Here is a 23,637-nt window from a genome sequence, read left to right as displayed (position 1 = left end):
CGACCTGCCTTTTCAGGGCCTCCCGCTTCCTGCGGGCCAACAAATACTGTGTTGGTCCAAGAGTGTCAAGCCGCCACGGGAGGTTGACGTCGGTCGTCTGGATTAAAGTTCTGGCCTGACTTGAGGACGGCGAATGCGACTCGGAGGAGCTTGCGAGCCAGGGCAATCAGGGCAACTTTTTTGGGCTTTCCCTGGACAATCAGATGACGGTAGAAGTCTCCAAAGGTGTTTTTCATCCGCGATGCTGTCAGGGCACAACGGTAAAACGCCCGTCGTAGACGTCCATTTCCTCTTTTTGAGATACGGGTACGACCAGGAAAGCTGCCTGACTGACGTGGCACAGGGGAAAGACCTGCGGACGCAGCCCATTGGTTCGAGCTTTCCATCCGACTCAGGTGCATGCGCTCGACCAGCAGGATTGAGGCTGTCAACGGACCAATCCCAGGAAGAGAGGCGAGGAGCGTGACCTGCTCCTGTCTCTTCTCGGACCCGAGAACCAGTGCCTGAACTGCCCCATTGACTTCTTCCAGCTGCTGTTCGAGCCGCTTCTGACGTGCTTCACAGAAACCGATGGCCCTGGGATGGGGTTGGTGCTGGTGATCCACCGCGTGGTGACGACCTGCTTCCAGCGTCAGGCGTTCCACGATGGTGTCACGTGCATGAAGGAGCGCGCGCAGCTCGATCAGTTCCGCCTCGGGAGGCAGCCAGCACACTGGCTGCATGACCGCCCCAGACCGAGCGATCAACTCCGCATCCAGCTTGTCCGTTTTCCCGCTCCTCAACGTCCTTTTCGCGAAGAACTTCATCTGCGCCGCATTCACAACGCTGACCCCATCGCCAGCATCATGCCGGGTCATCGCTCCCCGCTCCCAGGACACACGGGTTGATTCCATCACCACCGAGAGATCATCCCGAACAGCAACCGATTTCGTCAGCCCTGCGAGAAGCTGTGCATGTCCCTTCGCGGTCTTCGCACCGGCTTTGACGACACCGATCAGGGTCAGGGACCCAGGCCCATGAACCTGGAGAAGGCAGGCGTAGCGTTCACTTTTGCCGACATCGAGACCCAGCACAAACAGAAAAACCCAAAAAAAACTATGACGGTAAACTTGACCTGAGAAGTTGATCCTCAAGTTGCTGAAGGGAGGCGGCTGGATCGCGTCTGAAGCGCAACTGCTGTCGTCTGGCCTCATGACGAACCTCAAGATCGGCCCGGAGGCTTCTCCAAGCCGACACGCAGGTGGGCCGGAGCTCTGCTGGCGTCGGGGCGCGCAAGCGGGTCCCAAACGCCGCAACCAGCCGCACCTGACCGCGAATCACTGTGCTGGGAGAGGCACCCTTCCGACCCGAGATGCGACGTTCGTGAGAGCGAGCTGAGCCGAAGAATTGCTCCAGATCGTTGTTCGTTCGGGGCAAGCCCGGCACCCGGTACGTCGCGAAGAGGTTGGATCTGTAGCTCTCAGTGGCCCTCAAGAAGTGCTGGAGCGGCGCTGAGAGTGACCCGGGGCGGCTGGCTTCGTGCGCCATGCGCTGCAATACCCGGTCGAACTGAAGTTCGACCGTCTCCGGGGTGTCGTCGCCGAGATTGGCGAGGACCTGCGCGGCCTGCAGCACGAGGCAGTGCGCCGCCTCGATCTTGGGCCAAACCGACTCGCTGTGTTGCAACGCCCGGCTGAGGTGCGTGTGCAACAAGGCGAGGTCGCGATCTACCGCTCCAAGTCCCCTTTTTGCGTCTCGAGGACGTGTTCCAATGAGGCTTCGATCGCGCTGATGCGCTCCTTGAGTCGCAGGCCGCTCGCCACCAGTGGCGGGCGACCGTCGTCGGTCAGCGCACTGCGCACCGCCAGGCAGTAGGCAGTCAACACGCCGGCATGTCGGTCCGGGCGTGCTTCCAGGCGGCGTTCAATCTTCCGGATGCCTCTGAGGTTCTTCTTCAACTGGACTTTGACGTGTCGATCTTCTTCAGAGATCGGTCGGGCGGCTTCGCGCAGGAAGTGAAATTGACAAAGCTGATGCGGTACACCTGGGAGGGCACGCTGCACAGCGTTCCGGATGGAACGCTGCCCGTCACTGATCACGCCCAGGATCGCCATGGTGTTGCCCAACGCCTGCACCACCTCCTGGAAGAGCGGCACGAGCTGATCTTCACCACTTCCGAGCAAAGCACGTGCCAGCAGCACTTCACCAGACAGGACGTCACGTAGCACCCATAACACCTCGTGCCCCACATCTGGTTGCAGCCCATCGATGGCCAGGATCACCTGCCCTTGTCTGCCAAGCTTGGATCGCAGGTGAGTCGCATCCATCAGGCGCAGTGCCAGCAGTTCTTCGTAGCGGTGCACCAGAAGCGTCACGGTGCGCTCGCTGATCTCAATGCGGCGTTCCAGCAACATCGCGTGAATCTCCGGAACAGTGCGGTGCTGTCCATACCGCAGCGCGCCGATCAAGGCCAGCACATCCAAGCCGTATTCGTTGTGTGGTAACGCCAGCGCCCCTTCGGCCTCGGGCCGAAGGGGCTTCTTGTACGCCGAGCAGGCCGCGTTCTGGCACTGCCGAACTTTGATGGTGTACTGCACGCTACCGGTCAGGAGAATGAGGTGGCGGGCATTGTGGTGGGTCATCCAGGTTGGGCCGTGACACACCGGGCAGTGCGTGGTGGTGCAACGCAGCACTTCTCGCCGATCCGCGGGATCGCGTTTGTTCAGTCGGGCCATCGCCAGAAAATCCTACATCAGATCAAGTTTGCTGTCGTAGAAAAAAAGGGAAAGAGAGGGTCACTACCCGGGTCCGGTCGACGGGATGTTGTGTGCAGGCTTGAAGGGCCTCAAATACTGTTGCGCCTGACCCTACGGGCCTCGAGCCAGCCAGGATTTGTTGGGCGATCTTGGAGGATCAAACTTGCCAGCAGGCTTGTAGCCGTTCAGTGTGCCGCCCGTCTCGGGGTCGAGCAGACGGGTCTGGCGGGTGGTCTTGTCGGCAGCCATGACGGTGTGCAGGTCGAGCAGGCCCAGTCCCGGCACGTCGCCTCCGCCCTCGGCTCCCTGAGGGTCGCTGACCGAGTGACCCAGCATCTGCAGCCCGCCGCAGATGCCCAGCACCGGGATGCCCGCCGCTGCCGCTCTCGAGACGCCCGCTGCCAGCCCACTGCGCCGCAGCCAGTCGAGGTCAGCCACTGTAGCTTTGCTACCGGGCAGGATGATCGCCTGAGCGCCTTGTAGCTCGTCGGACCGGGTGATCCAGCGGGCCAGCGCCCCGAGCGGCGCGAACTCGTCGAGGTTACTGACTCTGGGTAGGCGCGGGATGGCCACGAACCCGGACGCGGGAGTCACACTGGACTCGCCAACCCAGAAGCCGTCTTCCTCCGGCAAAGAATACGGTAGCCAGGGAACGACACCCACAGTCGCGACGCCTGTCTGGGCCTCCAGCCATTCGGGACCGGGCGACAGTAGCGCCGCGTCGCCCCGGAAGCGGTTGAGCACGAAGCCCCTCAGCAGACCGCGTTCGACTGGCGTCAGACAGTGCCAGGTGCCGAGCAGATGCGCCAGCCGCTGCCATTCGGTGTCAGGCAGGTGTCTGGTCTGGCTAGGTCCGTGCTGAGCGCGAGCACTTCCTGGGCACGCTCCTCGACCTACTGGCGTTGGTGAGTCTCTTCGCGCAATGCGCCGGTGGGTGCTGAAGCTATCGCTGCCGTCGCGCCACTGGAAGCATCTGAGATTTTATTTGCTAGGCGACGCAATTGTCACGTCGCTTAGCAGCGCCGGTCGTACCCAGGAACCCAGGTGCCGTTTTTGTGGGAGGAGCTGTTCACGCCGCGTATGCTTATGGCTTGAGCATGACCACATCAACGGAAAAACTGATTTTTCGGTTTATTCCGGGATCAGACGTTCCTGACGCAGCTGGGCGAAGAGATCGAAGAACGAGTCCTCTGTGTTCTGATACGCCGAGAATCCGAGCCGCCGACTCCGGGCCATATCGGTCACCACCTCGATCGGTCGGCCCAGATCAAGGTCGGTGTGCCAGGGGGAAGCCAGGCGGTCCAGATTCGGTTCTCTCAGTTCCTGATCGGCCGCTAAGGTCTGCCAGACGCCGGCGCCTCCCGCAAGTTCATCCTGAAGCGGGTGTACTGTGCCGTCGAAACCAATGGCTTCCACACCAAACCAATCGGCGATCTGGCCCCACAGGCGACTCCAGCGGAAGACGTCGCCGTTCACCACGTTGAAGGCCTGGTTATGTGCCGCATCGGTTTCAGCGGCCCAAAGCAATTGCTGCGCCAGCATCCGGGCATCTGTCACGTCCGATAGTCCTGACCATTGCGCGCCTGACCCAGGCCAGCGGAACGGACGGCCAGTCGCTTTACAGAGTGAAGCGTAGACCGCGAGCGTCGTGCCAAGGTTCATGGCGTTACCGACGGCCAGGCCGATCAGGGTGTGTGGGCGGTGCACGCTCCAGCTGAAGCTGTCTCGCTCAGCTGCTACGTACACCTCGTCTTCCTGGGCGTAGTAGAAGTTCGGCAGGTCGAGCCGGGGCAACGCCTCGTGGAGCGGCGTGACTGGCAGGGCGTCGCCCTTGGCGTAGGCGTCAAAGGGACCAAGGTAGTGTTTCAGGCCAGTGACCAGGGCGACGTGCTGCACCGACCTCTTTGGAGCGAGGACGTCCAGAAGATTGCGCACCATGGCACCGTTGACCCGGATGTTCTCGGCTTCGGTCTCCTGACGCATCCAGGAGGTGATGAAGACGTGGGTGGGCGTGACCTCAGCGAGGGCGCGGGTCAGCGCCGCTGGATCGAGGAGGTCAGTTGCGACCGGCCGGACCCCGTCCATCTCTGTATTCGCTGTTCTAGACAGTCCGTAGACGGTCCAGCCCTGGGCATCTAAGAGGCGGGCAAGCGTGCTGCCGGAGAGGCCGGTGACGCCCACGATCAGGGCCGTCCGGGCAGGAAGTGCGGGAGAAGTCATCCGGGCATCCTAGTAGCCGGGCATGAACGGTGCTACAGGCACTCCGTTCATCTCCCGACGTCTGAAAGTGTCTGGCGCACCTGATCCGCAGGTGGCCGCCGGTGAATAAGGTCGCCCGGGGCGCGGCAAGGTGTACGGGTAACGGGCAGCTGCTTGCACTGGGATGTGACGACGGGAGCGTGCACGCGGGAAGAGTACGAGTGAGGGGATTCAGGCCGGTGCCATAGCCTCAGCTTGGAGGCGTGAGCAGTGAGAACCAGCTCGCCACGCGGAGCAGGTGCCGCGACGGTTGTCACTAAAGCTTGGCCGTCCACGTTGGTGTCGGTGCCGCTGCTGGGCGCTGTGACCGGCAAGGCTGGGACGGGTTGCCGAGGTCCTCCAGCCAACTGTACCTGTCCTCCTCGGATTGCCAGCCAGCAACATCTGCTGATGAAGCTTCATAACATAAAACGCTTGGGGCGAAGACCTGGCTCTTCACCGACCCCAGCTCGCTATCCTGTACCCATGTCTATCCGAACGAAGGCGAAGCAGGCGCTGCAGCGCTTAGAGGATGATTCAGGCGCCCTGACGTACGAATTGGCGGCGGCGCGCCGTGCTGGCCTTCCTCGCACACATATCGAGGACCTCGAGCATAAATTGGCGGCGGCTCGACAAGCAGCCGACGATGCCGCTGAGCCGGGGGGCAGCGAACACGCTGGACGTCAAGAAGAAGCGCGAGAGAAGGAAAAGGAACGGACGACCGAGCGCCAGGCGCGACGATAATTGAGGGCATGCTGCTGCGCTTGTCTAGGCCTGATCGGCCGGAGCCGGCAACGGCACAAACGTTCGACTGGGCCGATGAGAGAGGAGTAGACAGAAGCAGGGCGTCTTCAGAGAGACGCCCTGCTTCTGTGTTGCGGTCATGCGATTACGGACATACAGCGGTTCCTGCGGTACTGCGATACAGCGGTCACTACGGTACTGAAATACAGCGGTTCCTGCGACTGCGCCTGTCCGTCTCGCGCGTTCAGGTTCGAGCTCGTTTCCATCTTCAGCTCAACGTCTTGGAACGTACAGCAGCGGCGCGAGCTTCCGCTGGCACAAACTTTAAAGCCGCTTTCCGCTCACGTCAAGACCCCCTCGCCCTACTGCTGTACCCCGTTCAAGATTTGCCGCCCCGAGTTCAGCCGAGCGATGATTCATACTGTCGTCGGCTGTCACTTCAGCCCCTCTCAGCAGCCTCGACACCCAACCGAGCCACCCAGAGGGGCGTGGCTGAGGCTGGCCACTGGGCAACGCGGCCCGCGTGATGACTTCTCCCCGCTCTGGGGCAGAATTTCCACTATCCAACCTCTCTCGCACCTGCCTTCGCCTAGGCTGGGCGGTGGGCTGGGTAATGCTCCAGGGAATCCTTCCAAAAACGTCCGTCCACTTGCGAGGGTGAGGGGAAATCATGGGAAAACAGCGAAAGAAGTGGCCCACCGACACCAAAGAGCAGATCGTGCTGGCGGTCCTAGGCGGCCAGCTCAACGTGGCCGAGGCGGCTCGGCAGCACGGCGTCAATGAAAGCCTGATTCACACCTGGAAAGCTCAATTCCTGGAAGCAGGTCGGGCACGTCTCGCGGGCGACCGGACCGACGACCGACACGGTGAGCTGGAGCGGGAAAACGAACGCCTCAAGGCCCTGGTGGGCGAGAAGGAATTGGCGCTCCATATTGCAAAAAAAGCTCGGGGTCTCTGAGCCCAGCCCAGCTCCTCGTCCTCTACGAGGAACTGCTCAGAGACCAGCCACACTTGAGTCTGGCCCGCTTCGCGCGCGAAGCGGGCGTCGCCGCCTGGACACTCCGAGATGCTCGCCAGCAAATCATCCGTCAGCAGGTGCGCGACAGCGAGCAGCAGCGCATCCTTGAACAGGTTCGCACGGTGACTCTCACTCACCCGACCTACGGATACCGGCGGGTTCATCAGGTGTTGCGTTCAGCCGACAGCGAGCCTTCAACTTCCGGTCTGCTCGGTCAGCACACGGTGCGCCTGGCGCTGGGTGCCCTGAGCCTCAATTCACCACTCCCGCGAAAGGGCCGCAAAAAGGCGCTGCCTGCCGCACCCGAGACCCTGTGGCCAGCGGGTCGCCGGATTCAGATGGACGCCACGCGTTTCACGCTTGCTGATGGCGTGTGTTGGGCCTACCTGGTGCTTGACGTCGACACCCGCGCCGTCCTAAACATTCATGTGATTCGCAGCCTTTCCGCCCTGAGCGCAGTGACTGCGCTCAGGGCAGGTGTCGCCATGCTGCGTGTTCAAGGCATCCACGACGAGCTCCTGATCATGACGGACGGCGGCTCGGACTTCACTTCCGGCGTTTTTCAGGATGTCTGTCAAGCGCTCGGTGGCTGGATCCGGGCCAAAGTCTCCCAGCGGGGCGGCATGGGAATCCTGGAGCGCACCAACCGCACGCTGAAATATGAGTTTGTCTTTCGCGAGGAGTTTTGTTCAATCACGGAATTACGCGTTGGGGTCGACAGATTTCTGGACTGGTACAACCACATTCGGCTGCACTCCACCTTGGGCTATGCCTGTCCCTGGGCTAAGCTGCTTGAGACGGCAAAGGCTCGCAACGCCGCCTGAAGGATTTCTTGGAGCATTACCCTGTCAAGCTTCTCAAGCGTCCGATTAAGAACTTTGACACCCTTGCTGTCTCAAGTGTGCATCTTGCCGCTTACCGCAAACTTGCGAGAAAATCAGTTACCCGGGGGGTATCCCTAACCGGGCTGGGCATTACAGGTGTTACCCCAGACAACGGAGCCATGCACAGATGTCCTCCGAAGTTTTGAATAGGCCAGACGTGGTGGAGAATTAAAGGGGAGTACCCATGATGACCAGTGATCTTGTCAACTCCTATACTTTCCCAGTGAGACGACCACTCACCGGGTGGCCTGCTGCGGTGGGTTGCCCTCCACTCTCCCTATTGATACGGGCATAAATTCAGGTTGCTAGACTGGGCAGTCTATGGCAGCATGGCAACCCTCGAAGTACACGCGTGCTCAGCTTGAGGAGCGGCGTCTCATGGCGCTCCCCATGATTCAGGCGGGTGACACGCCCAATCAACAGATTGCCGATACCTTCGGTGTCTCGATCAATACGGTCTACAGCTGGAAAGAACGGCTTCGTCACCAGGGCGGACTGGAAGCGACTCCCACGACCGGTCGTCCGTCCCGGCTGACGAGTGAACAACGTCAACAGCTTTGCACCCTCCTGCAGGAGGGTGCATGTGCTCACCACTTCCCGGATGAGACTTGGACGACGCCCCGTGTCCGTGATCTCATTGGTCGTCAGCTTGGGGTGTGGTACCACGTTGACCACGTTCGCAAACTGCTCCATCAGTTGGGATTTTCTCTTCAGCGACCTCAAAAAGGCGCGTTGGAACAGAACGAGCAGGCTGTGAAAACCTGGGTGCAGACCACGCGCCCAGAGGTCAAAAAAAAAGGTCGAGGGTGGCGCAACGTTGATCTATCTGGATGAAGTTGGCTTTAGCTTAAAAGGAGTCGTACGGCGAACCTGGGCTGTGCGTGGAAAGACGCCCGTCGTGCGTCTCCCCGCCAGTTGGCACAAATTATCGACCATTGGTGCGATCACGTCCAAAGGTCAGTTTCTGCAACACACCCAATCGGGATCAGTCAAAACACCTGATGTACTGAGGTTCCTCGACCATCTGTTGCATCACATTTCCGGCGACCTGGTTTTGGTGCTCGACAATGCTGCAATTCACCGGGCGAAGGCTGTTTCAGCCTTCGTGGAAACCCATCCGCGCCTGTCGTTGGTCTATCTGCCGCCCTACTCACCAGAATTCAATCCAATTGAAAAAGTCTGGGCCTACATCAAGCGCAATACCTTGGGAAACTTCTGCGCCAAGACAACCAAAAAACTCAAAACCCGCCTTCGATCAGGGTGGCAGCGAATCCGCTACATCCGGCTCCCACAACGCCTCATGGCGCAAACCCCAATTTAAGCCGCTATCAATAAGCGCCGACCTGAGCTCAGACTGGTGGAGGTTTCATGGGTAGAACCGTACTTGCATTGCTCACCGCCACACTGCTGCTCACGGCCTGCACCGGACCACAAGGCCCTGCAGGACCACCTGGAGTGCCAGGCGACCTCGGCGCCTCGGGACCACCTGGCACTCCAGGCAACTCCGGCCCTGTGGGACCGCCTGGCGCTCCAGGCAATCCTGGCCCTGTGGGACCGCCTGGCACTCCAGGCAATCCTGGCCCTGTGGGACCACCTGGCACTCCAGGCAACCCTGGTCCTGTGGGACCACCTGGCACTCCAGGCAACCCTGGTCCTGTGGGACCACCTGGTACTCCAGGCAACCCTGGTCCTGTGGGACCACCTGGTACTCCAGGCAACCCTGGTCCTGTGGGACCACCTGGCACTCCAGGCAACCCTGGTCCTGTGGGACCACCTGGCACTCCAGGTAACCCTGGCCCTCCGGGACCACCTGGCAGCGTGAACGTTCAGGAGTACACGTACGGACCATCATCACAACCAGTTGCTAGCAATTTTCTCACTTACCTCGTGCCAAGCTTTACGCAGGCCCAGTACGATTCCAGTCTCATCCTGACCTATAGTAAAAACGCGTCGGACGGCACCTGGGTTCCTGTGCCTGGTTTAGTGTCTGGGGGGTATTACACTAAGCGGAGCGACGTCATTACATCGCAGGGTCTGAAAATTGTCGTGTCTTTGCTCTTAACAAAAGACGACAGCGCTGCCTTTCTTTATAGTAATGGCGGCTTCAAAATCATTGTCATTCCTATTGGTTCTATCACTCCGCTCTCCCTGCATGGCCTGAACCTCAACGATTACAACGCGGTCGAAGCGTATTACCACTTGGGCGACTGAACACCGCGATAAAGTAGGCCGGGTTCCCGTGTAGGGCCCGGCCTGCTTTACGGATAGTCTAGAGGCTACCCGGTAAGGGTTCGAAGTTGAAATTGCCAGCTCTTTATAGGACGCTTGAGAAGCTTTAGGCCCTTCGCGGCTTGCCTGCCCGTTACATCTCACATCGGAGTGTTCGTGCCTTGTAACGGCGAGTCAGAGCCGCGATCTCACACTAATTGCGTTCGTTGAACGTCGCTGTAGTCGCCTAAAACCGTGATCTGGTCATACCTGGCGTACCGGGTCGCGTGGCCGTCTATAAAGCTGACGTGGTAGTACAGGTGGCACTCGGTGAGCGGCTCCCCGGCGTTGAGGTCGAGCTGAATAGCTTCACAGCGCGGCTCAATGCCCAACACTGTCGCGAGGAAGATGATGGGATTGTTGAAGATGTCGTCGGTGGTGTTGAGCGGAGCGTCCCGCTCGATTATGCGCGTGCCCGACAGGAACTCCTGGCCGCCGCCCGGCACGCGCCGGGCCTCATTTTCCCCGACGCGATGAGCGATTGGGGCCGGGCAAGTCCTGAGCGTTTACGTTTAGGGTTCACAGGCCTCCAGCGCCTTCAGGGTGAAGTGGAAGGCGCTGCCCACCCCGGGGGCACTCTCCACCCATATCCGGCCGCCGTGCCGCTCCACCACCTTCTGGCAGATCGCCAGCCCCAGGCCGGTGCCTGCATATTGCTCCCGGCCATGCAATCGCTGGAACATCACGAAGATCCGATCGAAGTACGCCGGGTCAATGCCAATGCCGTTGTCGCGCACGCTGAACTGCCACAACGCCCCAGTCCGTACCGCACTGATCTGTACCTCGGGCGCCACGTCTGGCTTCCGGAACTTGAGGGCATTTCCGATCAGGTTCTGGAAGAGCTGCGTGAGTTGGAACGCGTTGCCACAGACCACCGGTAGGTCTGCGTAGTCCACTCGACCGCGACTGTCGACGAGCTGCTCATCGAGCCGCATCAAGATTTCCTCCATAGTTGCGGTGGTTTTCACTGGTTCCAGGGTCAACTGTTCCGCGCCCATCCGGGAGTACAACAGCAGGTCATCGAGCAGCATCTTCATGCGAGTGGTCCCGCCCACAATCAGGGACAGCAGCGTCCGGCCACGCTCGTCAAACACGTGGGCGTACCGCCTCTCAAGCAGGCCGGTCAGGCTGGCAATGGTGCGCAGGGGCTCTTGCAGGTCGTGACTGGCGACGTAGGCGTATCGCTCCAGTTCGGCATTACTGCGCGCCAGCGCTTCGGTGCGCTCCGCCACCCGCCGTTCAAGTTCTGCTTCGGCCTCCACCTGCGCGGTGATGTTCGTATGCACCCCGACCCACTCACGGATCATGCCGTTGGGGTTCAAGACCGGCACGGCCCGGACGTCAAAGTGCCGGTACGTGCCGTCTGCAACCCGCACTCGGTGCTCCATGGTGCACGGGGCGCTCTTTTTGACCGCTTCCTGCCACGTCACCACGCTGCGCGCCCGGTCCTCGGGGTGCAATGCGTCCGCCCAGCCGTACCCGCGGTACTCGTTCTCGCCCTGTCCGGTGAGCGCCGCCCAGCCGGGCTGCTCGCCGAGCATTCGGCCGTCGGGGGTGTTCGTCCAGACGATCTGCCGGGTCGCGTCCACCAGGGAGCGGTAGCGCTGCTCATTGTGTTGCGAGGTCTCAAACAGTGTGGCGTTTTCCAGGGCGAGCGCGGCTCGCGCGGCGAGCGCCTCGGCCAGACGCAGGTCCTCAGGACCGTACGTCTGCGCCGTAGATGAGCTCGCCAGGCCCAGCACGCCTACCGTCCGCCCATCCACGGTCAGCGGCACATGAATCAACGAGTGCAGGCCCATCCGGACGATCGCCGCGCGGCGTTCCGGGTCTTCGATCGCGTCGATCACCCCCGGAGGCACGGTCGGCACCAGAAAGGACTCACCAGTCCGCATCACCCACGCGGTCGAACCGGGCGATTCTGGATCCGCCGGATTCTGAGCGACGAATGTACGCAGCAACTCGATCATGTCCGGATCACGGTGCGCGACCGCCACCGGCCCGACCACGCCGTCATCGTCCGGGAGGTACACCGCGGCCCAGTCCGCGACGTGCGCCAAGGCCAGACCCGTCAGGCGGTTTAAGGCGTCCTCCACCTTCAAGGAGGTCGCCAGCAGGGTGCCTGCTTCGGCCAGCACGGTGGCGCGCAGCCGACCACGGGCCTCAGTGTCGTACAGCCGCGCACGTTCCAGCGCCTGTGCCCCCACGCCAGTGAGGGTGATCAGGAACTGCCGCTCCGCCTCATCGAAGCGTCTTGGCAGATCAAAGCTCAGCACCAGCACAGCCTGCACGCCACCCGCAAAGCTCAGGGGCAGCGCGGCAATACTCTGGGTTGATACGGAGCGGACGGCGTCCCAGCCGGAGTACTCACGCGCCGCGTCAGGCGCGGAGACGAACACCGGCACGCCGTCCCGTGCGGCCCGGCACGCTGGCAAGTCCTCAGTCAGGGCAAACCACCGGAAGCGTTCACGCTCTTCGGGGCTATATTTCTCTTCGCGGCGCAGTTCGAGCGCTTTTCGGTCCTCACTCAGGGCCAGCATCGCCCCCCGGTGAGCGCCAAGAGCCGGAATCGCCTGCTCCAGGACCACACCGACCACGTCCTGCTCTGTCTGTGCGGTGCCCAGCGCAGCAGTGACCTGGTGGAGTTGCTCGGCGCGGTGCAAGCCAGTGACATCGCGTACCTGCACCAGGAGTCCGTCCGGGACTAGCAACACCTGACCGTGGAGCCAACGGCCCACGTTTGCATTGAAGGCTATGTACTCCACCGGCCTTGTGGACGCGCGCGCGCGCTGACTGACCTGTGGCCACTCCGCACTTAACGTGTGGGGGAAGTCTCGCTCCAAGTGCCGTCCAATGACCTCCGAGGGCGTGAGGCCCACCAGGGCGGCCGCGGGCGGATTGGCATACGTGATGACGCCGTGGTGATCCAAGGCGAAGATGACGTCTGGTGTCGCCTGAAGCAGGGCGGCAACGCTGGTGGGCACTGGGGGCTCGTGAGGAGAGGTCATGGGAAGTCGAACCTCGGGAGGGTGAAGGCGTGCGTTCCAGGGGAATCCTGGGCAGTCTAGCGCAGGCACGGTGGTTGCCTGATGCGGGCAGTGATGGGCTCGGGGCGCTTTGGACGGGTCAGGGCACCCCGGCTGGAGCGTGACTTCTGCTAAGGCAGCGCTTGACAGAAGATTCGACAAACGGAGATAACCTCCAACTCCGGGGCATGGGGCATGGGGCATGGTCCGGTTCGGTGGCCTATCCGGTCGCTCTACACGCATAAGGCGTGACCAACTTACGCAGGTATCAATAATCACATACGTTCGGCGATCAGTGGGGCGCAGTTTGCTGCGACGAAGGTCAGCCAGCCAGATACTGATACAGCGTGTCTCGACTGATCCCCAGCTCGCGGGCCAGAGCCGCCTTCCCTTCTCCAGCCTGCACCCTGGCCTTGAGCTGTTTCTGAGTTTCAGGTACTTCTTGCGCTTGCGCATCGACGTACTCCGGCAGGGGAGGGAAGGAGCAAAGCCAAGTGGAGATCTACCATGAGTTTAAGCGGTTCAGGGAACCGATCATTTTTAACCCTCCCTCGGGCGCAGCGATAAGTGGCCGATGACATCCTGGCCAACATCAAGCGCTTCTGTGAGCGCTATGCTCCTTCAGATCATTCCCAACCTTCTTCTGAATCAGAGCATGAGAAGTCTGCCCCATTGACATATAGTCTATACGGAGATAATCTGTATCTAGAGTATAAAGAGGAGACAACCATGTGGGACTACCAATATCAGGCCACCACCACCGCCACGCCCGCACGGATCTACCAGCTATGGGCCGATGTCAACACCTGGCCCCAATGGAACGCTGATCTCATCCGAGCCGAACTCCACGGACCCTTCGCCGCATACAGCCAGATTCACATGACGAGCGCCCAGGGCACCCTTGAGCTTCGCCTCGCCGACGTCCAGGAAAACCAGCGGTTCGTTGACGAAGTTGAGATGGAGGGTGTGCTGATCCGCACGACGCATCAGCTCAACATCCTTCCCGACGGGCGGACCCAGGTGACCTACCAAATGCAGATCACAGGTGAGGGTGCTGATCAGCTGGGGCCTGAGATTGGTCCAATGATTACCAGCGATTTCCCCGATACGGTCGCAGCTCTGATTCGTTCGGCTGAGCACTGATGCCCCTGGAGCCCGGTCATAGTCCAGGCTTTCTGTTGTGGCATGCCACTTTGCACTGGCAGCGGGAAATGACGACTGCCCTCGAACCACTCGGCCTGACCCATGTTCAATTCGTACTCCTGGCCTGCACCTGGTGGCTTAATAGCCATGGCGAACAGCCAAACCAGCTTCGTCTCTCACAGCAGGCAGGGGTCGACGTGAAGATGACCTCTCCGGTGCTGCGCACCCTGGAAGAGAAAGGCTTCATCGAGCGGACCACTGACCCGAGCGACACTAGGGCCAAGCGAATTCAGGTGACCGAACGGGGCGCCAGCCTGGCCCCTCAGGCCATCGACGTGGTGGAGCAGGTGGACCGGGCCTTCTTTGGCTCTGAACTCGAGGTCCACACCCTCCACTTCCTACGTCAACTTGCCGGCAAGACACCACGCTAAGCCAACGCACCGTCGTTCAATTGAGCTTGATGGCGAAAACATGTGAGGAACGGGAAAACTAGGTGGGCCCATGCCTTGTCTGCACCTGCTAGCGGACGCCCTGAGGTGAACGATCTGACATTCAGGCGTCACGGGTACACGTCCATCTGAGGTATACCTCAACTGGACGTCAGGTCGGCAAGTTAAAGATGCGACAAACACGGGATTTTTTGAGCTGGTTTTAGCGCCCTGTTCAAGGTCAAAGAACCTAACCTGACACTTCTGTAAGGCTTCCCCAGCGTTCAGCTGGCCGCACGCGCAGCCAGAGTGCTCCCGCCGAGCTAGGCCTATTCCCGCTGACCTCGGCGACGATCGGTCATCGTCACGCTGAAGATGGCGGCCCGCGGTGCCAAGCCAGCAGCGCACGGCTGAGCGCCATCACGCTGGTGTGTCCCTGCTCAAAGGGTTGTCGCTCAGCAAACGAGGCGATCCATTCGTCGGGTGCAGGGTTGGCCAGCCGCAGGGACGCACCCATCTTGCTGGCCTGCTCGAGCAGATCGCTGAGCAGGAAGGTCTGATCCAGGCTGGTGAGCGGCGCACCGAGTTCCAGAGGGTGGCCGTAGGTGAGCCGTAGACAGGTGGATGAATCCAAGTGCCAATCTTCGATTATGCTTGCGAGGTTCTTCAGGGTGGCGCCGAGTTGGTTCCAGCGATCTTGGTGCGGTCTAGCAATCGGGTGTTCAATCATGGGTCGTCCAGCCAGAGCGTACTTCACCGGAGCCGTCTCAAATCGTCATCGTGTTCGCCGAACGGGGCTGGTCAGGACGTGCCCTGGCGACGATACGTGGATGTTGCGCTGAAGGATTTCATGGACCCGCGGGTAATAATGAGAGGGTTCGTTGGCACGCCCCCCTGCCAACGCGCTTCTGGGCAGATGAACGCTGCATTGTGTCGCTGGGTCTTGAAGACTCTGGGGATTTTCCCCTTTCCGTGCCCTCCTGACGCTGCGCCACAGGCTCCGGCCGTTGCATATCCACTCCGGGTGCCAAGTTCTGCGGTCTGATGGAGGCTTAGTCCGCAGCAAGTTCGAGAGCTGCGGACGTGCACAAAGGTACCGCCTTTCAGAAGGGTTTGGTAGCAGGTTTACGCAACGGCGCGACCTGCACGGAGACACACCGGTGGAGGTACTGCGTAAACAACGTTTCTGCAACGCTGTGAGAGACGATGAGGCGGAGTGCTCGTTTGTAGTAGAAACGCTCGTTTCTGAACACTTTATGTGGATACTTATCATCAAGCTGCGCCGGTAGCTGAGGAGCTTGCGATGACGTCTGTACCTCTGTTTTCCCCAGATCCACAGTTCCTGAGTCGGACCCTCGCGGCGTGCTCCGTCGGGTTGGTCATCACCGATGTCTGTCAGTTCGATCAGCCGGTCGTCTACGTCAACCCGGCCTTCGAAGCACTCAGCGGTTACACGGCCGACGAGATCCTCGGGCGCAACTGCCGCTTTCTGCAGGCCGAGGACCGCGATCAGTCCGGAGTCGAGGAGATCAGACAGGCCATCGCCCAGGGGCAAAGCATCACCGTCACCCTGCGCAACTACCGCAAGAACGGCACGCTGTTCTACAACGAGCTGACTCTCAGTCCCGTTCACGACGCTTCCGGCACCCTGACGCACTACTTGGGTTTCCAGAACGACGTCACCGAGCGTGAAGCCGCCAGACGGCAACTCACCTCGACCCTGGAGCGGGTCGCCGACGGCTTCCTTTCGTTCGATCAGCACTGGAACCTCAGCTACGTCAACCCGGCCGCCGCCGCCATGTTGGAGAAGGCCCCCAACGAGTTCATCGGTCGCAATCTCCTCGAGGCGTTTCCGCCGTCGGTACACCGGCCGATCGGCCAGGTACTTCAGCAGGCCAGGGCCACCGGCCGCGCCCAGTCTGAGGTGAGCTTTGTTGCTGAAGTCGGACGGTGGCTGGAAGCCACCGCCTACCCGGCTGAGGACGGCGCCGCGCTCTTGATCCGCGACATCACCCAGCACAGTCGGACCAGTGAGGAGGGTTTCGCCCGGCTGTTCGAGGCGGCTCCAGTGGCTATCGTCGTCTCCCAGCTCAGTCCTGGCAAGATCCTCGACGTCAACCCCAAGTTTGTGCGCCAGAGCGGCTACAGCCGTGAGGACGTGATTGGCCGCACCCAACGCGATCTGAACGTCTGGGTGGACCCACTGGAACTGGAAGACATTGAACAGACGCTGCAGGGGCAGGGCAAAATCCTTAACCGCGAGGTCCAGTTGCGCCGGAAGTCCGGCGAGGTGGCCGACGCGGTCGTGTCGGTCGTTCCGGTGAGGCTCGGCGGCGAGGCCTGTGTGCTCACCCTGCTGCGTGATGTCACGTCGGAGAAGCACGCCCTCCGGCAGCTCGAGGACAGTGAGGCACGGTATCGGCAGAGTGCCGAAGTGCTTCAGCGAACCCTGGACCTGTCCATGGACATGATCACGACGACAGATCCCAGCGCCAAAGTGATCAGCGTCAGTGCCGCGTGTGAGCGCCTCCTGGGCTACCAGCCCGGTGAGCTGATCGGCCGCTCCCTCCTCGACTTTGTGCATCCTGATGACCTTGACCGGACCCAGGCAGAAGTCGTCCTGATCAAGACCCGGCTGGTGCCCATCATGTTCCAGAACCGCTACTGCCACAAGGATGGGCACGTCGTCTGGATGGAGTGGAACACGTTCCTGGTTCCGGGCGATCCGCTGCTCTACTCGGTGGGGCGAGACATCACCCAGCGTAAAGCCGCCGAGGAGGATCAGGCGTTCCTGGCCGCCATCGTCGAGGCTAGTAACAACGCTATCGTCGGGGTGGACCTGACCGATACCATCCGCTCCTGGAACGCGGGCGCCGAGCGACTGTATGGCTATACGGCGGCCGAGACCGTCGGTCAGCCCATCACCCTGATCATCCCACCGGAACTCCGTGCCGAGAGTGCCGAGGCCTTCAGCAAGGTCATGCAGGGTGAGCGGGTTGAAGCCTTCGAGTCGGTGCGCATCGCTAAAGACGGTCGCCGGGTCCCGGTGATTGTCACCGTCTCGCCGGTCCTGGACGCCACGGGCAAGGTGATCGGCGTGGCCAGGACCACCCGCGACATCACCGCGCTGCAGGCAGCCGAACGCCAGGTCTATACCCTCAACCAGCACCTTGAGGCCCAACTGCGCCACGTCACCGGGTTGTGGGAGATCGATCAGGCCATCGCCTCGAGCCAGGACCTCTCGGTGACCCTGGGCATGATCCTGGACAACGTCGCGCAGCAGCTCGGGGCTGACGCGGTCACGCTGCTGCTCCTCGACCCGCAGACCCTGAGCCTCGAGTACGTCGGCACGCGGGGGTTCACCGCGCCGCTGCAGGGCACCGCCGTGAAGCTCGGCAGCGGTCTGGCCGGTGAGGTGGCGCTAAGCCGCAGAGCCCTGAATGTCCCGGACGTGCAAGGCACCGATGTCTTGCCGGCCTGGCGGGACGTGCTGACCAGGGAGCGTCTGATGGCGTACTACGGCGTGCCCCTGATATCCAAGGGCAAGGTGCTGGGCGTGATCGAGGTGCTGCACCGGGAACCGTTCCATCCGTCGGCAACGTGGCTGTCCACCTTCGAGATGCTGACCGCTCAGGCGGCTATCGCGGTGGACAACGCCCAGCTCTTCGCGGAACTGGAGCGCAGGAACCTGGAGTTACGGCTGGCCTACGACGAGACGATAGAAGGCTGGTCCAGAGCGCTGGACCTGCGCGATCATGAAACCGAGGGTCACTCCAGACGCGTCACCGAGATGACCGTGAACCTGTGTCAACGCCTGGCGGCTCCGCCCGAGCAGCTCGTCCACGTGCGCCGTGGCGCTTTGTTGCACGACATTGGTAAGATGGGCATCCGCGACGCCGTGCTGCTCAAACCGGAGCCGCTGAGTGACGAGGAGTGGGTGGAGATGAGAAAGCATCCGGGTCACGCGGTGAAGCTGCTTTCGCCGATCGAGTTTCTGCGCCCGGCGATGGACATCCCGCAGTACCACCACGAGAAGTGGGACGGCAGCGGCTACCCGCTGGGCCTCTCGGGTAAGGCCATCCCCCTGATGGCGAGAGCGTTCGCGGTGGTGGACGTCTACGACGCCCTGACCAGTGACCGGCCCTACCGAAAGGCCTGGAGCAGGGAGCAGGCTCTCGAGCACATCCAGAACAGTGCTGGGACTCACTTCGATCCGGCGGTCGTGAGGGTGTTCGTTCACATGCTTGAGCAGAGCGAACGGTGAAGCTGCGGTCTGCGGGCCGCACTGTTCAGAAGCAGGCTGGAGTCAAGGCGCAGCTCTGGGCGGCCCTGCACCGCGCGGAGGACGCGGAGTACCTGGTCACTCTCAGCCTCGAGCTCGACATCACGGGGGATCCCCGCCTGATCAGTAAGCGGGTAGCCGGACGCCTGCAGCAGCTCACCCAGGCTGACCAGATCTGCATCCACTTTGGAACAGTTCTCCAGGGTGTTCAGGTGGTGGTCATGCACGGCCAAGGGCCACCCCAGTTCGAGGTGTTCCATCACCAGCGCTTTGAGCGTACCGAGGGCGGCGCCCTGTGGGCCTGCCTCGAGTCCAGCGAAGCGCTGTTCATCGACGACTATCCGCGCAGCCCGGGGACGTCACCGGTCATGTTGGGGGCAGGACTGAGCGCCGTGGCACACCTGCCGTTCGGCCAGCTGAACGGAGACGTGGGTGTGCTGAGCGCGTTCCGCTTCGGGAGCCCACGGCCCTGGACCGCCAGAGAACGGACCTTGCTGGAGGCTACGGCCAGGACACTGGGGCATGCCGTCCGGCGGGCCCAGCATGTCCTGGAGCTCGACCGGGCGGTGGAGTTCTCAAAGGCACTGGCACAAGTTGCCCGGCTCACCGAGATGCCAATGGGTCTGTACGACACCGCCCGGCAGGCCGCTGAGATCATGGCCGGTCCGGCCCAGCTTGACCTGGCCGTCCTGGCCCAGGTGGACGGTGAGGTGGTGGGCTACCAGGTGCACCTTAGAAGCTCGGCAGTGTCCGACGAACTCGTTCACTTCGTGGAACAGGGGCTCCCCAGGTCGCAGAGCCTAGCCTGGCGTAGTCTTCAGCAGCAGGAGGCACTGTTCATCGACCGCTATGCAGACAGTCCGGTGCGGAGCGACGTGCTGGTGGACGAGGGGGTTCAGGCGGTGGCGTTCGTTCCACTGACGACGGGAAATCCCAGTCAGGGTCTGGCACTAATCATGGCTCGGGTCCAAGACACCCGACCCTGGTCAGCCAACGACCGGGCACTCTTCCTGACCGCGGCCCAGAGTGTCCGGTTGTCATACGAACGCCTGCACACCATCGAGCGTCTGCGTGAAGCGGCCCTGATGGATCCGCTCACTCGACTCGGCAACCGCCGCGCCTTTGAAGACGCCCTGGAGCTTGGCCTGACACAAGCCCGAAAGACTCACTCAGGACTGAGCTTGATCTCGCTTGATCTCGACGGGCTCAAAGCCCTCAACGACCGCGATGGGCATCACCGGGGCGACGCGCTACTGATCAATTTTGCCAGGGCGCTGCGGCTGGCCTTCCGGGGCGAGGACGCCTTGTTCCGTGTCGGCGGCGACGAGTTCATGGTGCTCGTAAACAATCCGTCTCCTGCAGGCGCGGCGGTGGGTGGTGCGCTGGCGCGTGTCCAGGCGGCGTTGAAGTGGCTCAGGAGCAATGGGTTCGACCAAGCTGATGTCAGTGCCGGGATCGCCACCTTCCCAGAGGATGGAAACGATCCAGAGACATTGCTGCGCCTGAGCGATCAGCAGATGTACCTCCAGAAACAGGAACACCAAGTCGCAGGCCAGAGGTAGAGCGTGGTCTGCTGGGCGCCGAGGAAGGCTCCCTGAGCTTTGGACACCTGCGGCGTAAAGAAGGTGAGCTACGCCGAAGTTACTGGCACAACCGAGCGTTTCGGCCCGTCTGCTTCGCCTGGCACAGCCTTCTATGCGTATCAAGTCTGCCGTTCAAGGGCGAGCCGACTTGGCCCTCTGTTGGATCATGCTCCTTGTATATTCTATTAAAAGAATATATTATGGGTGCATGGCCCGCTCAACTCCACCACAAGATGTCTTCACGGCTGTGGCGGAACCACAGCGTCGCCAGATCCTCACCGCGCTGGCCAGCGGCGAGCGGTCAGTCAACGAATTGGCAGACCTCCTGCAGTTCAGGCAACCGCAGACCTCCAAGCACCTCCAGGTCCTGAAGGAGGTGGGACTGGTCGACGTTCGCAGCCTCGGTCAACAGCGGCTCTACCAGCTCAACGGAGAGCGGCTCAAAGTCATCCAGGACTGGGTGGAGGCGCTCGAACAGCTGTGGACCAGCCGATTCAAGCGCTTGGACACCCTGCTCGAACACCTCCAACAGACACCGTCACCAGTGGAAACGCTCGAAGGGCACGGTGACGCCCATGAGTGACGCCGTTCGCGCCGTCCTGCAGCGTGAACTCACGCTACGCCACGTGTTCCATGCCCCGTGCGCGCTTGTCTTTCAGGCCTGGACAGACCCGGCCTACCTCGCACAGTGGTGGGGCCCGGAAGGGTACACCAATCCGGTGGTCGAGGTGGACGCCCGGCCCAGCGGCGCCCTGTACTCCCTCTTCGCCAGTGCCTACCTCATCAAGGCGCAGAGTTTGCCGGAATCTGTCAAACAGATCGAGACGTTGGTGGAATTCTGGAGAGGGAGTCAGTCTGTCAGTTGGTCTACGGCCAAAGATTGAAGCGGCGGCGGTCAATTCTCTTGCCAACTGAACAGCTCAGAAGCTTTTGATAATCACCGCTGCCCAGTAGGCCTGTGCCTATTGAGTGGCTCGGCTGGCTCATTCGCATTTTGCGACCTGGCGGGAGTTAAGCGCCTCGCGCTGACCCTAGAACAGTAAAAGGCGACCCGTAGGCCGCCCTTGATTTCTTCAGCATAGCTCGGTATGCATTGGGCGTCAACCCTCATGCTTGGGATCCGGGCAAAAGTGTGTATAGCAGAGGGATGACGATGCCTTCCCTGCTGGACAGCAGTTTTATCGAGACGCAGACGCAGCCGTACCGTGACCTGTTCAGGGACGTGCGGCTGTTCCGTCGTTTTCAGGCGGCGCTGGGCGGCATCCTGGCCAGTGGGTCAAGCTGATTGAGCCAGATGGCCCGTGCAGCGCCCGGTACGGGCGCTGCACCCCATGCCGAATGTCGAATGCGGCATCTGGTGCATCACGAGCATCAACGTGCTGATCTGCGGCCTGAAACGCTGGAAGATCGGTTGACGACCCTCGGGGCACAGCGGCTGGCGGGTCACGACGAGGTGGTCGTCATCTTGGACGGCTCGGATCTGCGGAAACCGCACAGCCAGGCGCTCGAACACCTCTCGACGGTCCGGACGCTGGATGGTCATCCGGTGTCGGGCTATCCGACCCTGAACGCCATCGGGTTGACGCCCGACGGGAAGCGAAGGCTGCTGTATCACACGCTCTACAGTCCCAAGGCGCCGGGGTTCAGCAGCGCCAATACCGTCATCCTGGACGCGACCAAGCGTATCGTGCTGGCGTTGCGGGCGGCAGGTGTGAAACGGATCATCTTCGTCTTGGACCGCGGCTTCGACTCCCTGTTGCTGATCCAGCTGCTGATGCGGCTCCAGGTCCAGTTCGTCATCCGATGGAGACTGCTATAGGACATGCCAGTGTGCACGATCAGTTCGAGATCAAGCGCCCCGTCGTGACGGATGGGAAGGTCAAGTGGCGCCTCAGCCCCACGCAAGTTCGCAGCCGTGAAGTCTTCGTCGATGGTGGACGGCTCAAGGTCAACGTGGTCAAACTGGAGTTCAGCGTGCCCCTCAAGAATGGGCAGGAGCAGGGCTGGTTGTTGCTGACCAATGCCCCCACCGAGACGTGGGGGCTGCCGGAGCCATCGTGCGGTTGTCTCTCCGGCGCTGGTCTATAGAAGAAGTCTTCTCCTGGACCAAATCCGCCCTCGGCTGGGAACAGGTTCAGGTGCTCAACTTCCACGCCCTGCGTACCCTGGTGGCGCTCGCCTGGATCGCGGCTTCATTCGTCTTCGATCTCGGTGAGTCCAAGGACTCACCTCAGCTTCAATTCCTCGCGCACCTGGGAGGCTATGTGCCGCACAAGAACAGACCGCCAGGCAAGAAAATCTTGCTCCTAGGGCTCCGCCGCCTCGCTGATGCATATTTGGTCGCCTACGCACAGCCGAAAAATGCCCCACCCGATCTGCTCGATACCCTCCTATTCAGCCTTTTCCTTGACCATGACTTTTGTCCGGATCCCAATCATGCGCCCGATTCTCAGGCCATTGATGGAGCTGCACCTTGGACGCTTCACGAGGGTTTGTTCTCCTGCCGAAACGGTGGGTGGTCGAACGTTCACTGGCCTGGTTTGCCCGCTTTCTTCGGCTGGGACGTGATCTTGGACGGCTGTCCTCGACCCTCATCGGTCTCCATTTCATGGCCGCCTGGGCTCTGCTCCAGAACAACTTGACGCCCGTTCTTGGAGAGCGTCTCAACAACCTCTCGCGGCGCAGATGTCAGGTGGCCTCAGCGCTCACCCTGTGGGCTTGCGTGCCTTCCTACGGTGTGTAGCGGCGGGCCCGGCGAAGCTGTGTCCATGAGTGACGCACAGCAGATTCCGGCGGATCTCCCGGACGAGCAACTGCCCGCCAGACTGGGTGCAGCCCTGGCAGGCCTGTACACCGGCGAACCGCGCCTCCCCACCAGAACGGGCGGGCGAACGGCGGGGCTGGCGGCCCTGCACGCCTGGACGGGCACAGGGTACACAAACCGGAACTTCCTGACGGGGAACGTGTCGCGCCTGAGTATGTACCTGCGGCACGGCATGCTGGGATTGCGCGAGGTGGCCGCCCACGCCCAGACCGTTTTGCGCGGACGTGAACGCGACGAGTTCCTGCGGCAGCTCACGTGGGCAGAATTCTACCGGCTGGTGCTGCGGCAGGAAGGCGCGCGCGCTAGAGGCTGGTTGACTGGCTATCCAAGGAGGGGCCTGAGTTTCGTCAGCAACAGAACGCAAGCGGCGACGAAATGAAAGCCGATCAAGGTTGAGGAGAGGCGTTCTAGATCCCGGCCCAATCGACGAAAACGTGACAACCACGCGAACGAACGCTCGACCACCC

Annotated in this window: 23 protein-coding genes and 4 pseudogenes; 18 read left to right on the top strand and 9 right to left on the bottom strand. The window is 61.6% G+C overall.

Going from position 1 to position 23,637, the window contains the following annotated elements:
• Positions 1 to 65 precede the first annotated feature (65 nt).
• The 4 genes and pseudogenes from GUI70_RS19785 to GUI70_RS19770 all read right to left on the bottom strand — a co-directional run bounded on the left by GUI70_RS19785 (position 66) and on the right by GUI70_RS19770 (position 4,955).
• Positions 66 to 1,193, bottom strand: a complete 1,128-nt coding sequence (locus tag GUI70_RS19785; RefSeq protein WP_237725061.1) for an IS110 family RNA-guided transposase — start codon at positions 1,191 to 1,193, stop codon at positions 66 to 68.
• A pseudogene (locus GUI70_RS19780) lies at positions 1,096 to 2,621 on the bottom strand (transposase). Before GUI70_RS19780 ends, GUI70_RS19785 begins: the two are co-directional and overlap by 98 nt.
• Positions 2,622 to 2,846: 225 nt before the next feature.
• Entirely contained in the window at positions 2,847 to 3,479 is a 633-nt protein-coding gene (locus tag GUI70_RS19775) for a cobyric acid synthase (RefSeq protein WP_237725060.1), read from the bottom strand.
• Positions 3,480 to 3,866: 387 nt separating this feature from the next.
• Entirely contained in the window at positions 3,867 to 4,955 is a 1,089-nt protein-coding gene (locus GUI70_RS19770) for an SDR family oxidoreductase (RefSeq protein ID WP_161884025.1), read from the bottom strand.
• A 504-nt stretch (positions 4,956 to 5,459) separates the two neighbouring features.
• On the opposite strand from GUI70_RS19770, the gene GUI70_RS19765 reads away from it, so the two are divergent.
• The 6 genes from GUI70_RS19765 to GUI70_RS24570 all read left to right on the top strand — a co-directional run bounded on the left by GUI70_RS19765 (position 5,460) and on the right by GUI70_RS24570 (position 9,830).
• On the top strand, positions 5,460 to 5,717 hold the full coding sequence (locus GUI70_RS19765; RefSeq protein WP_161884024.1) for a hypothetical protein: 258 nt from the start codon (positions 5,460 to 5,462) through the stop codon (positions 5,715 to 5,717).
• A 670-nt stretch (positions 5,718 to 6,387) separates the two neighbouring features.
• Positions 6,388 to 6,675, top strand: coding sequence for a transposase (locus tag GUI70_RS19760; protein WP_161884023.1), 288 nt, complete (start codon positions 6,388 to 6,390; stop codon positions 6,673 to 6,675).
• A gap of 53 nt (positions 6,676 to 6,728) precedes the next feature.
• The gene (locus GUI70_RS19755; RefSeq protein WP_237725059.1) at positions 6,729 to 7,559 is read left to right on the top strand and encodes an integrase core domain-containing protein; all 831 of its coding nucleotides are present in this window, start codon (positions 6,729 to 6,731) and stop codon (positions 7,557 to 7,559) included.
• 381 nt (positions 7,560 to 7,940) lie between these two features.
• Positions 7,941 to 8,940 (top strand): IS630 family transposase gene (locus tag GUI70_RS24075; RefSeq protein WP_202630530.1). Its coding sequence is split into 2 segments (ribosomal slippage): positions 7,941 to 8,408 and positions 8,410 to 8,940, totalling 999 coding nucleotides; the frame shifts between segments, so codons are not numbered across the junction.
• Between the two features lie 63 nt (positions 8,941 to 9,003).
• Positions 9,004 to 9,441, top strand: coding sequence for a hypothetical protein (locus tag GUI70_RS24575; RefSeq protein ID WP_237725065.1), 438 nt, complete (start codon positions 9,004 to 9,006; stop codon positions 9,439 to 9,441).
• Positions 9,438 to 9,830 carry a hypothetical protein gene (locus GUI70_RS24570; RefSeq protein WP_237725064.1) on the top strand — a complete coding sequence of 131 codons (393 nt, stop codon included), beginning with the start codon at positions 9,438 to 9,440 and terminating at the stop codon, positions 9,828 to 9,830. Before GUI70_RS24575 ends, GUI70_RS24570 begins: the two co-directional genes overlap by 4 nt.
• 206 nt (positions 9,831 to 10,036) lie before the next feature.
• Here the strand turns inward: GUI70_RS24570 and GUI70_RS19740 are convergent, their stop codons facing one another.
• The 3 genes from GUI70_RS19740 to GUI70_RS25085 all read right to left on the bottom strand — a co-directional run bounded on the left by GUI70_RS19740 (position 10,037) and on the right by GUI70_RS25085 (position 13,382).
• Positions 10,037 to 10,333 carry a hypothetical protein gene (locus GUI70_RS19740; RefSeq protein WP_161884021.1) on the bottom strand — a complete coding sequence of 99 codons (297 nt, stop codon included), beginning with the start codon at positions 10,331 to 10,333 and terminating at the stop codon, positions 10,037 to 10,039.
• A 66-nt stretch (positions 10,334 to 10,399) separates the two neighbouring features.
• Entirely contained in the window at positions 10,400 to 12,868 is a 2,469-nt protein-coding gene (locus GUI70_RS19735; RefSeq protein ID WP_161884020.1) for a GAF domain-containing protein, read from the bottom strand.
• 364 nt (positions 12,869 to 13,232) lie between these two features.
• On the bottom strand, positions 13,233 to 13,382 hold the full coding sequence (locus GUI70_RS25085; RefSeq protein WP_272952909.1) for a helix-turn-helix domain-containing protein: 150 nt from the start codon (positions 13,380 to 13,382) through the stop codon (positions 13,233 to 13,235).
• 95 nt (positions 13,383 to 13,477) lie between these two features.
• Between GUI70_RS25085 and GUI70_RS19725 the strand changes: the two genes are divergently transcribed.
• Both GUI70_RS19725 and GUI70_RS19720 read left to right on the top strand, forming a co-directional pair.
• Positions 13,478 to 14,053 (top strand): SRPBCC family protein, encoded by a 576-nt coding sequence (locus GUI70_RS19725; RefSeq protein ID WP_202630529.1) that lies wholly within the window; start codon positions 13,478 to 13,480, stop codon positions 14,051 to 14,053.
• Positions 14,054 to 14,121: 68 nt separating this feature from the next.
• Positions 14,122 to 14,484 (top strand): MarR family winged helix-turn-helix transcriptional regulator, encoded by a 363-nt coding sequence (locus GUI70_RS19720; RefSeq protein ID WP_202630528.1) that lies wholly within the window; start codon positions 14,122 to 14,124, stop codon positions 14,482 to 14,484.
• A 361-nt stretch (positions 14,485 to 14,845) separates the two neighbouring features.
• On the opposite strand, the gene GUI70_RS19715 is transcribed toward GUI70_RS19720, so the two are convergent.
• The gene (locus GUI70_RS19715) at positions 14,846 to 15,115 is read right to left on the bottom strand and encodes a hypothetical protein (protein WP_161884018.1); all 270 of its coding nucleotides are present in this window, start codon (positions 15,113 to 15,115) and stop codon (positions 14,846 to 14,848) included.
• 669 nt (positions 15,116 to 15,784) lie between these two features.
• Here GUI70_RS19715 and GUI70_RS19710 point away from each other — a divergent pair.
• The 10 genes and pseudogenes from GUI70_RS19710 to GUI70_RS19670 all read left to right on the top strand — a co-directional run bounded on the left by GUI70_RS19710 (position 15,785) and on the right by GUI70_RS19670 (position 23,549).
• Positions 15,785 to 18,745 carry a PAS domain S-box protein gene (locus tag GUI70_RS19710; RefSeq protein WP_161884017.1) on the top strand — a complete coding sequence of 987 codons (2,961 nt, stop codon included), beginning with the start codon at positions 15,785 to 15,787 and terminating at the stop codon, positions 18,743 to 18,745.
• Positions 18,742 to 20,325, top strand: coding sequence for a diguanylate cyclase domain-containing protein (locus GUI70_RS19705; RefSeq protein WP_161884016.1), 1,584 nt, complete (start codon positions 18,742 to 18,744; stop codon positions 20,323 to 20,325). The genes GUI70_RS19710 and GUI70_RS19705 overlap by 4 nt, the downstream gene beginning before the upstream one ends.
• A gap of 229 nt (positions 20,326 to 20,554) precedes the next feature.
• Positions 20,555 to 20,929 carry an ArsR/SmtB family transcription factor gene (locus GUI70_RS19700; RefSeq protein WP_161884015.1) on the top strand — a complete coding sequence of 125 codons (375 nt, stop codon included), beginning with the start codon at positions 20,555 to 20,557 and terminating at the stop codon, positions 20,927 to 20,929.
• Positions 20,922 to 21,230, top strand: a complete 309-nt coding sequence (locus GUI70_RS19695) for an SRPBCC domain-containing protein (protein ID WP_161884014.1) — start codon at positions 20,922 to 20,924, stop codon at positions 21,228 to 21,230. Before GUI70_RS19700 ends, GUI70_RS19695 begins: the two co-directional genes overlap by 8 nt.
• 263 nt (positions 21,231 to 21,493) lie before the next feature.
• Positions 21,494 to 21,631 (top strand): hypothetical protein, encoded by a 138-nt coding sequence (locus GUI70_RS19690; RefSeq protein WP_161884013.1) that lies wholly within the window; start codon positions 21,494 to 21,496, stop codon positions 21,629 to 21,631.
• Positions 21,632 to 21,640: 9 nt separating this feature from the next.
• A complete protein-coding gene (locus GUI70_RS19685; RefSeq protein ID WP_237725058.1) occupies positions 21,641 to 22,165 on the top strand; it encodes a hypothetical protein in 525 nt (174 codons plus the stop codon).
• 11 nt (positions 22,166 to 22,176) lie between these two features.
• Positions 22,177 to 22,434 (top strand): hypothetical protein, encoded by a 258-nt coding sequence (locus GUI70_RS19680; RefSeq protein WP_161884011.1) that lies wholly within the window; start codon positions 22,177 to 22,179, stop codon positions 22,432 to 22,434.
• Positions 22,404 to 22,475 (top strand): annotated as a pseudogene (locus GUI70_RS24565) (transposase); the annotation flags it as partial. The gene GUI70_RS19680 and the pseudogene GUI70_RS24565, both read left to right, overlap by 31 nt.
• 347 nt (positions 22,476 to 22,822) lie before the next feature.
• Positions 22,823 to 23,002, top strand: a pseudogene (locus GUI70_RS19675) (IS5/IS1182 family transposase); the annotation flags it as partial.
• A 112-nt stretch (positions 23,003 to 23,114) separates the two neighbouring features.
• Entirely contained in the window at positions 23,115 to 23,549 is a 435-nt protein-coding gene (locus GUI70_RS19670) for a hypothetical protein (protein WP_161884010.1), read from the top strand.
• Here GUI70_RS19670 and GUI70_RS19665 read toward each other — a convergent pair.
• Positions 23,492 to 23,637 (bottom strand): annotated as a pseudogene (locus GUI70_RS19665) (IS5/IS1182 family transposase); the annotation flags it as partial. The gene GUI70_RS19670 and the pseudogene GUI70_RS19665 overlap by 58 nt on opposite strands.

This window comes from Deinococcus alpinitundrae, assembly GCF_009982895.1.
Taxonomy (GTDB): Bacteria; Deinococcota; Deinococci; order Deinococcales; family Deinococcaceae; genus Deinococcus; species Deinococcus alpinitundrae.
Note: the sequence above shows the minus strand (reverse complement) of the source record. Positions and strands in the feature narration are given on the sequence as shown.

What these genes read in the sequence shown, in the direction of transcription:
- GUI70_RS19785 (WP_237725061.1), bottom strand. Translation starts at nt 1,193, where the DNA reads ATGAGGCCAGACGACAGCAGTTGCGCTTCAGACGCGATCCAGCCGCCT.
- GUI70_RS19770 (WP_161884025.1), bottom strand. Translation starts at nt 4,955, where the DNA reads ATGACTTCTCCCGCACTTCCTGCCCGGACGGCCCTGATCGTGGGCGTC.
- GUI70_RS19765 (WP_161884024.1), top strand. Translation starts at nt 5,460, where the DNA reads ATGTCTATCCGAACGAAGGCGAAGCAGGCGCTGCAGCGCTTAGAGGAT.
- GUI70_RS19760 (WP_161884023.1), top strand. Translation starts at nt 6,388, where the DNA reads ATGGGAAAACAGCGAAAGAAGTGGCCCACCGACACCAAAGAGCAGATC.
- GUI70_RS19720 (WP_202630528.1), top strand. Translation starts at nt 14,122, where the DNA reads ATGACGACTGCCCTCGAACCACTCGGCCTGACCCATGTTCAATTCGTA.
- GUI70_RS19710 (WP_161884017.1), top strand. Translation starts at nt 15,785, where the DNA reads ATGACGTCTGTACCTCTGTTTTCCCCAGATCCACAGTTCCTGAGTCGG.
- GUI70_RS19700 (WP_161884015.1), top strand. Translation starts at nt 20,555, where the DNA reads ATGGCCCGCTCAACTCCACCACAAGATGTCTTCACGGCTGTGGCGGAA.
- GUI70_RS19695 (WP_161884014.1), top strand. Translation starts at nt 20,922, where the DNA reads ATGAGTGACGCCGTTCGCGCCGTCCTGCAGCGTGAACTCACGCTACGC.
- GUI70_RS19690 (WP_161884013.1), top strand. Translation starts at nt 21,494, where the DNA reads ATGACGATGCCTTCCCTGCTGGACAGCAGTTTTATCGAGACGCAGACG.
- GUI70_RS19685 (WP_237725058.1), top strand. Translation starts at nt 21,641, where the DNA reads ATGGCCCGTGCAGCGCCCGGTACGGGCGCTGCACCCCATGCCGAATGT.
- GUI70_RS19670 (WP_161884010.1), top strand. Translation starts at nt 23,115, where the DNA reads ATGAGTGACGCACAGCAGATTCCGGCGGATCTCCCGGACGAGCAACTG.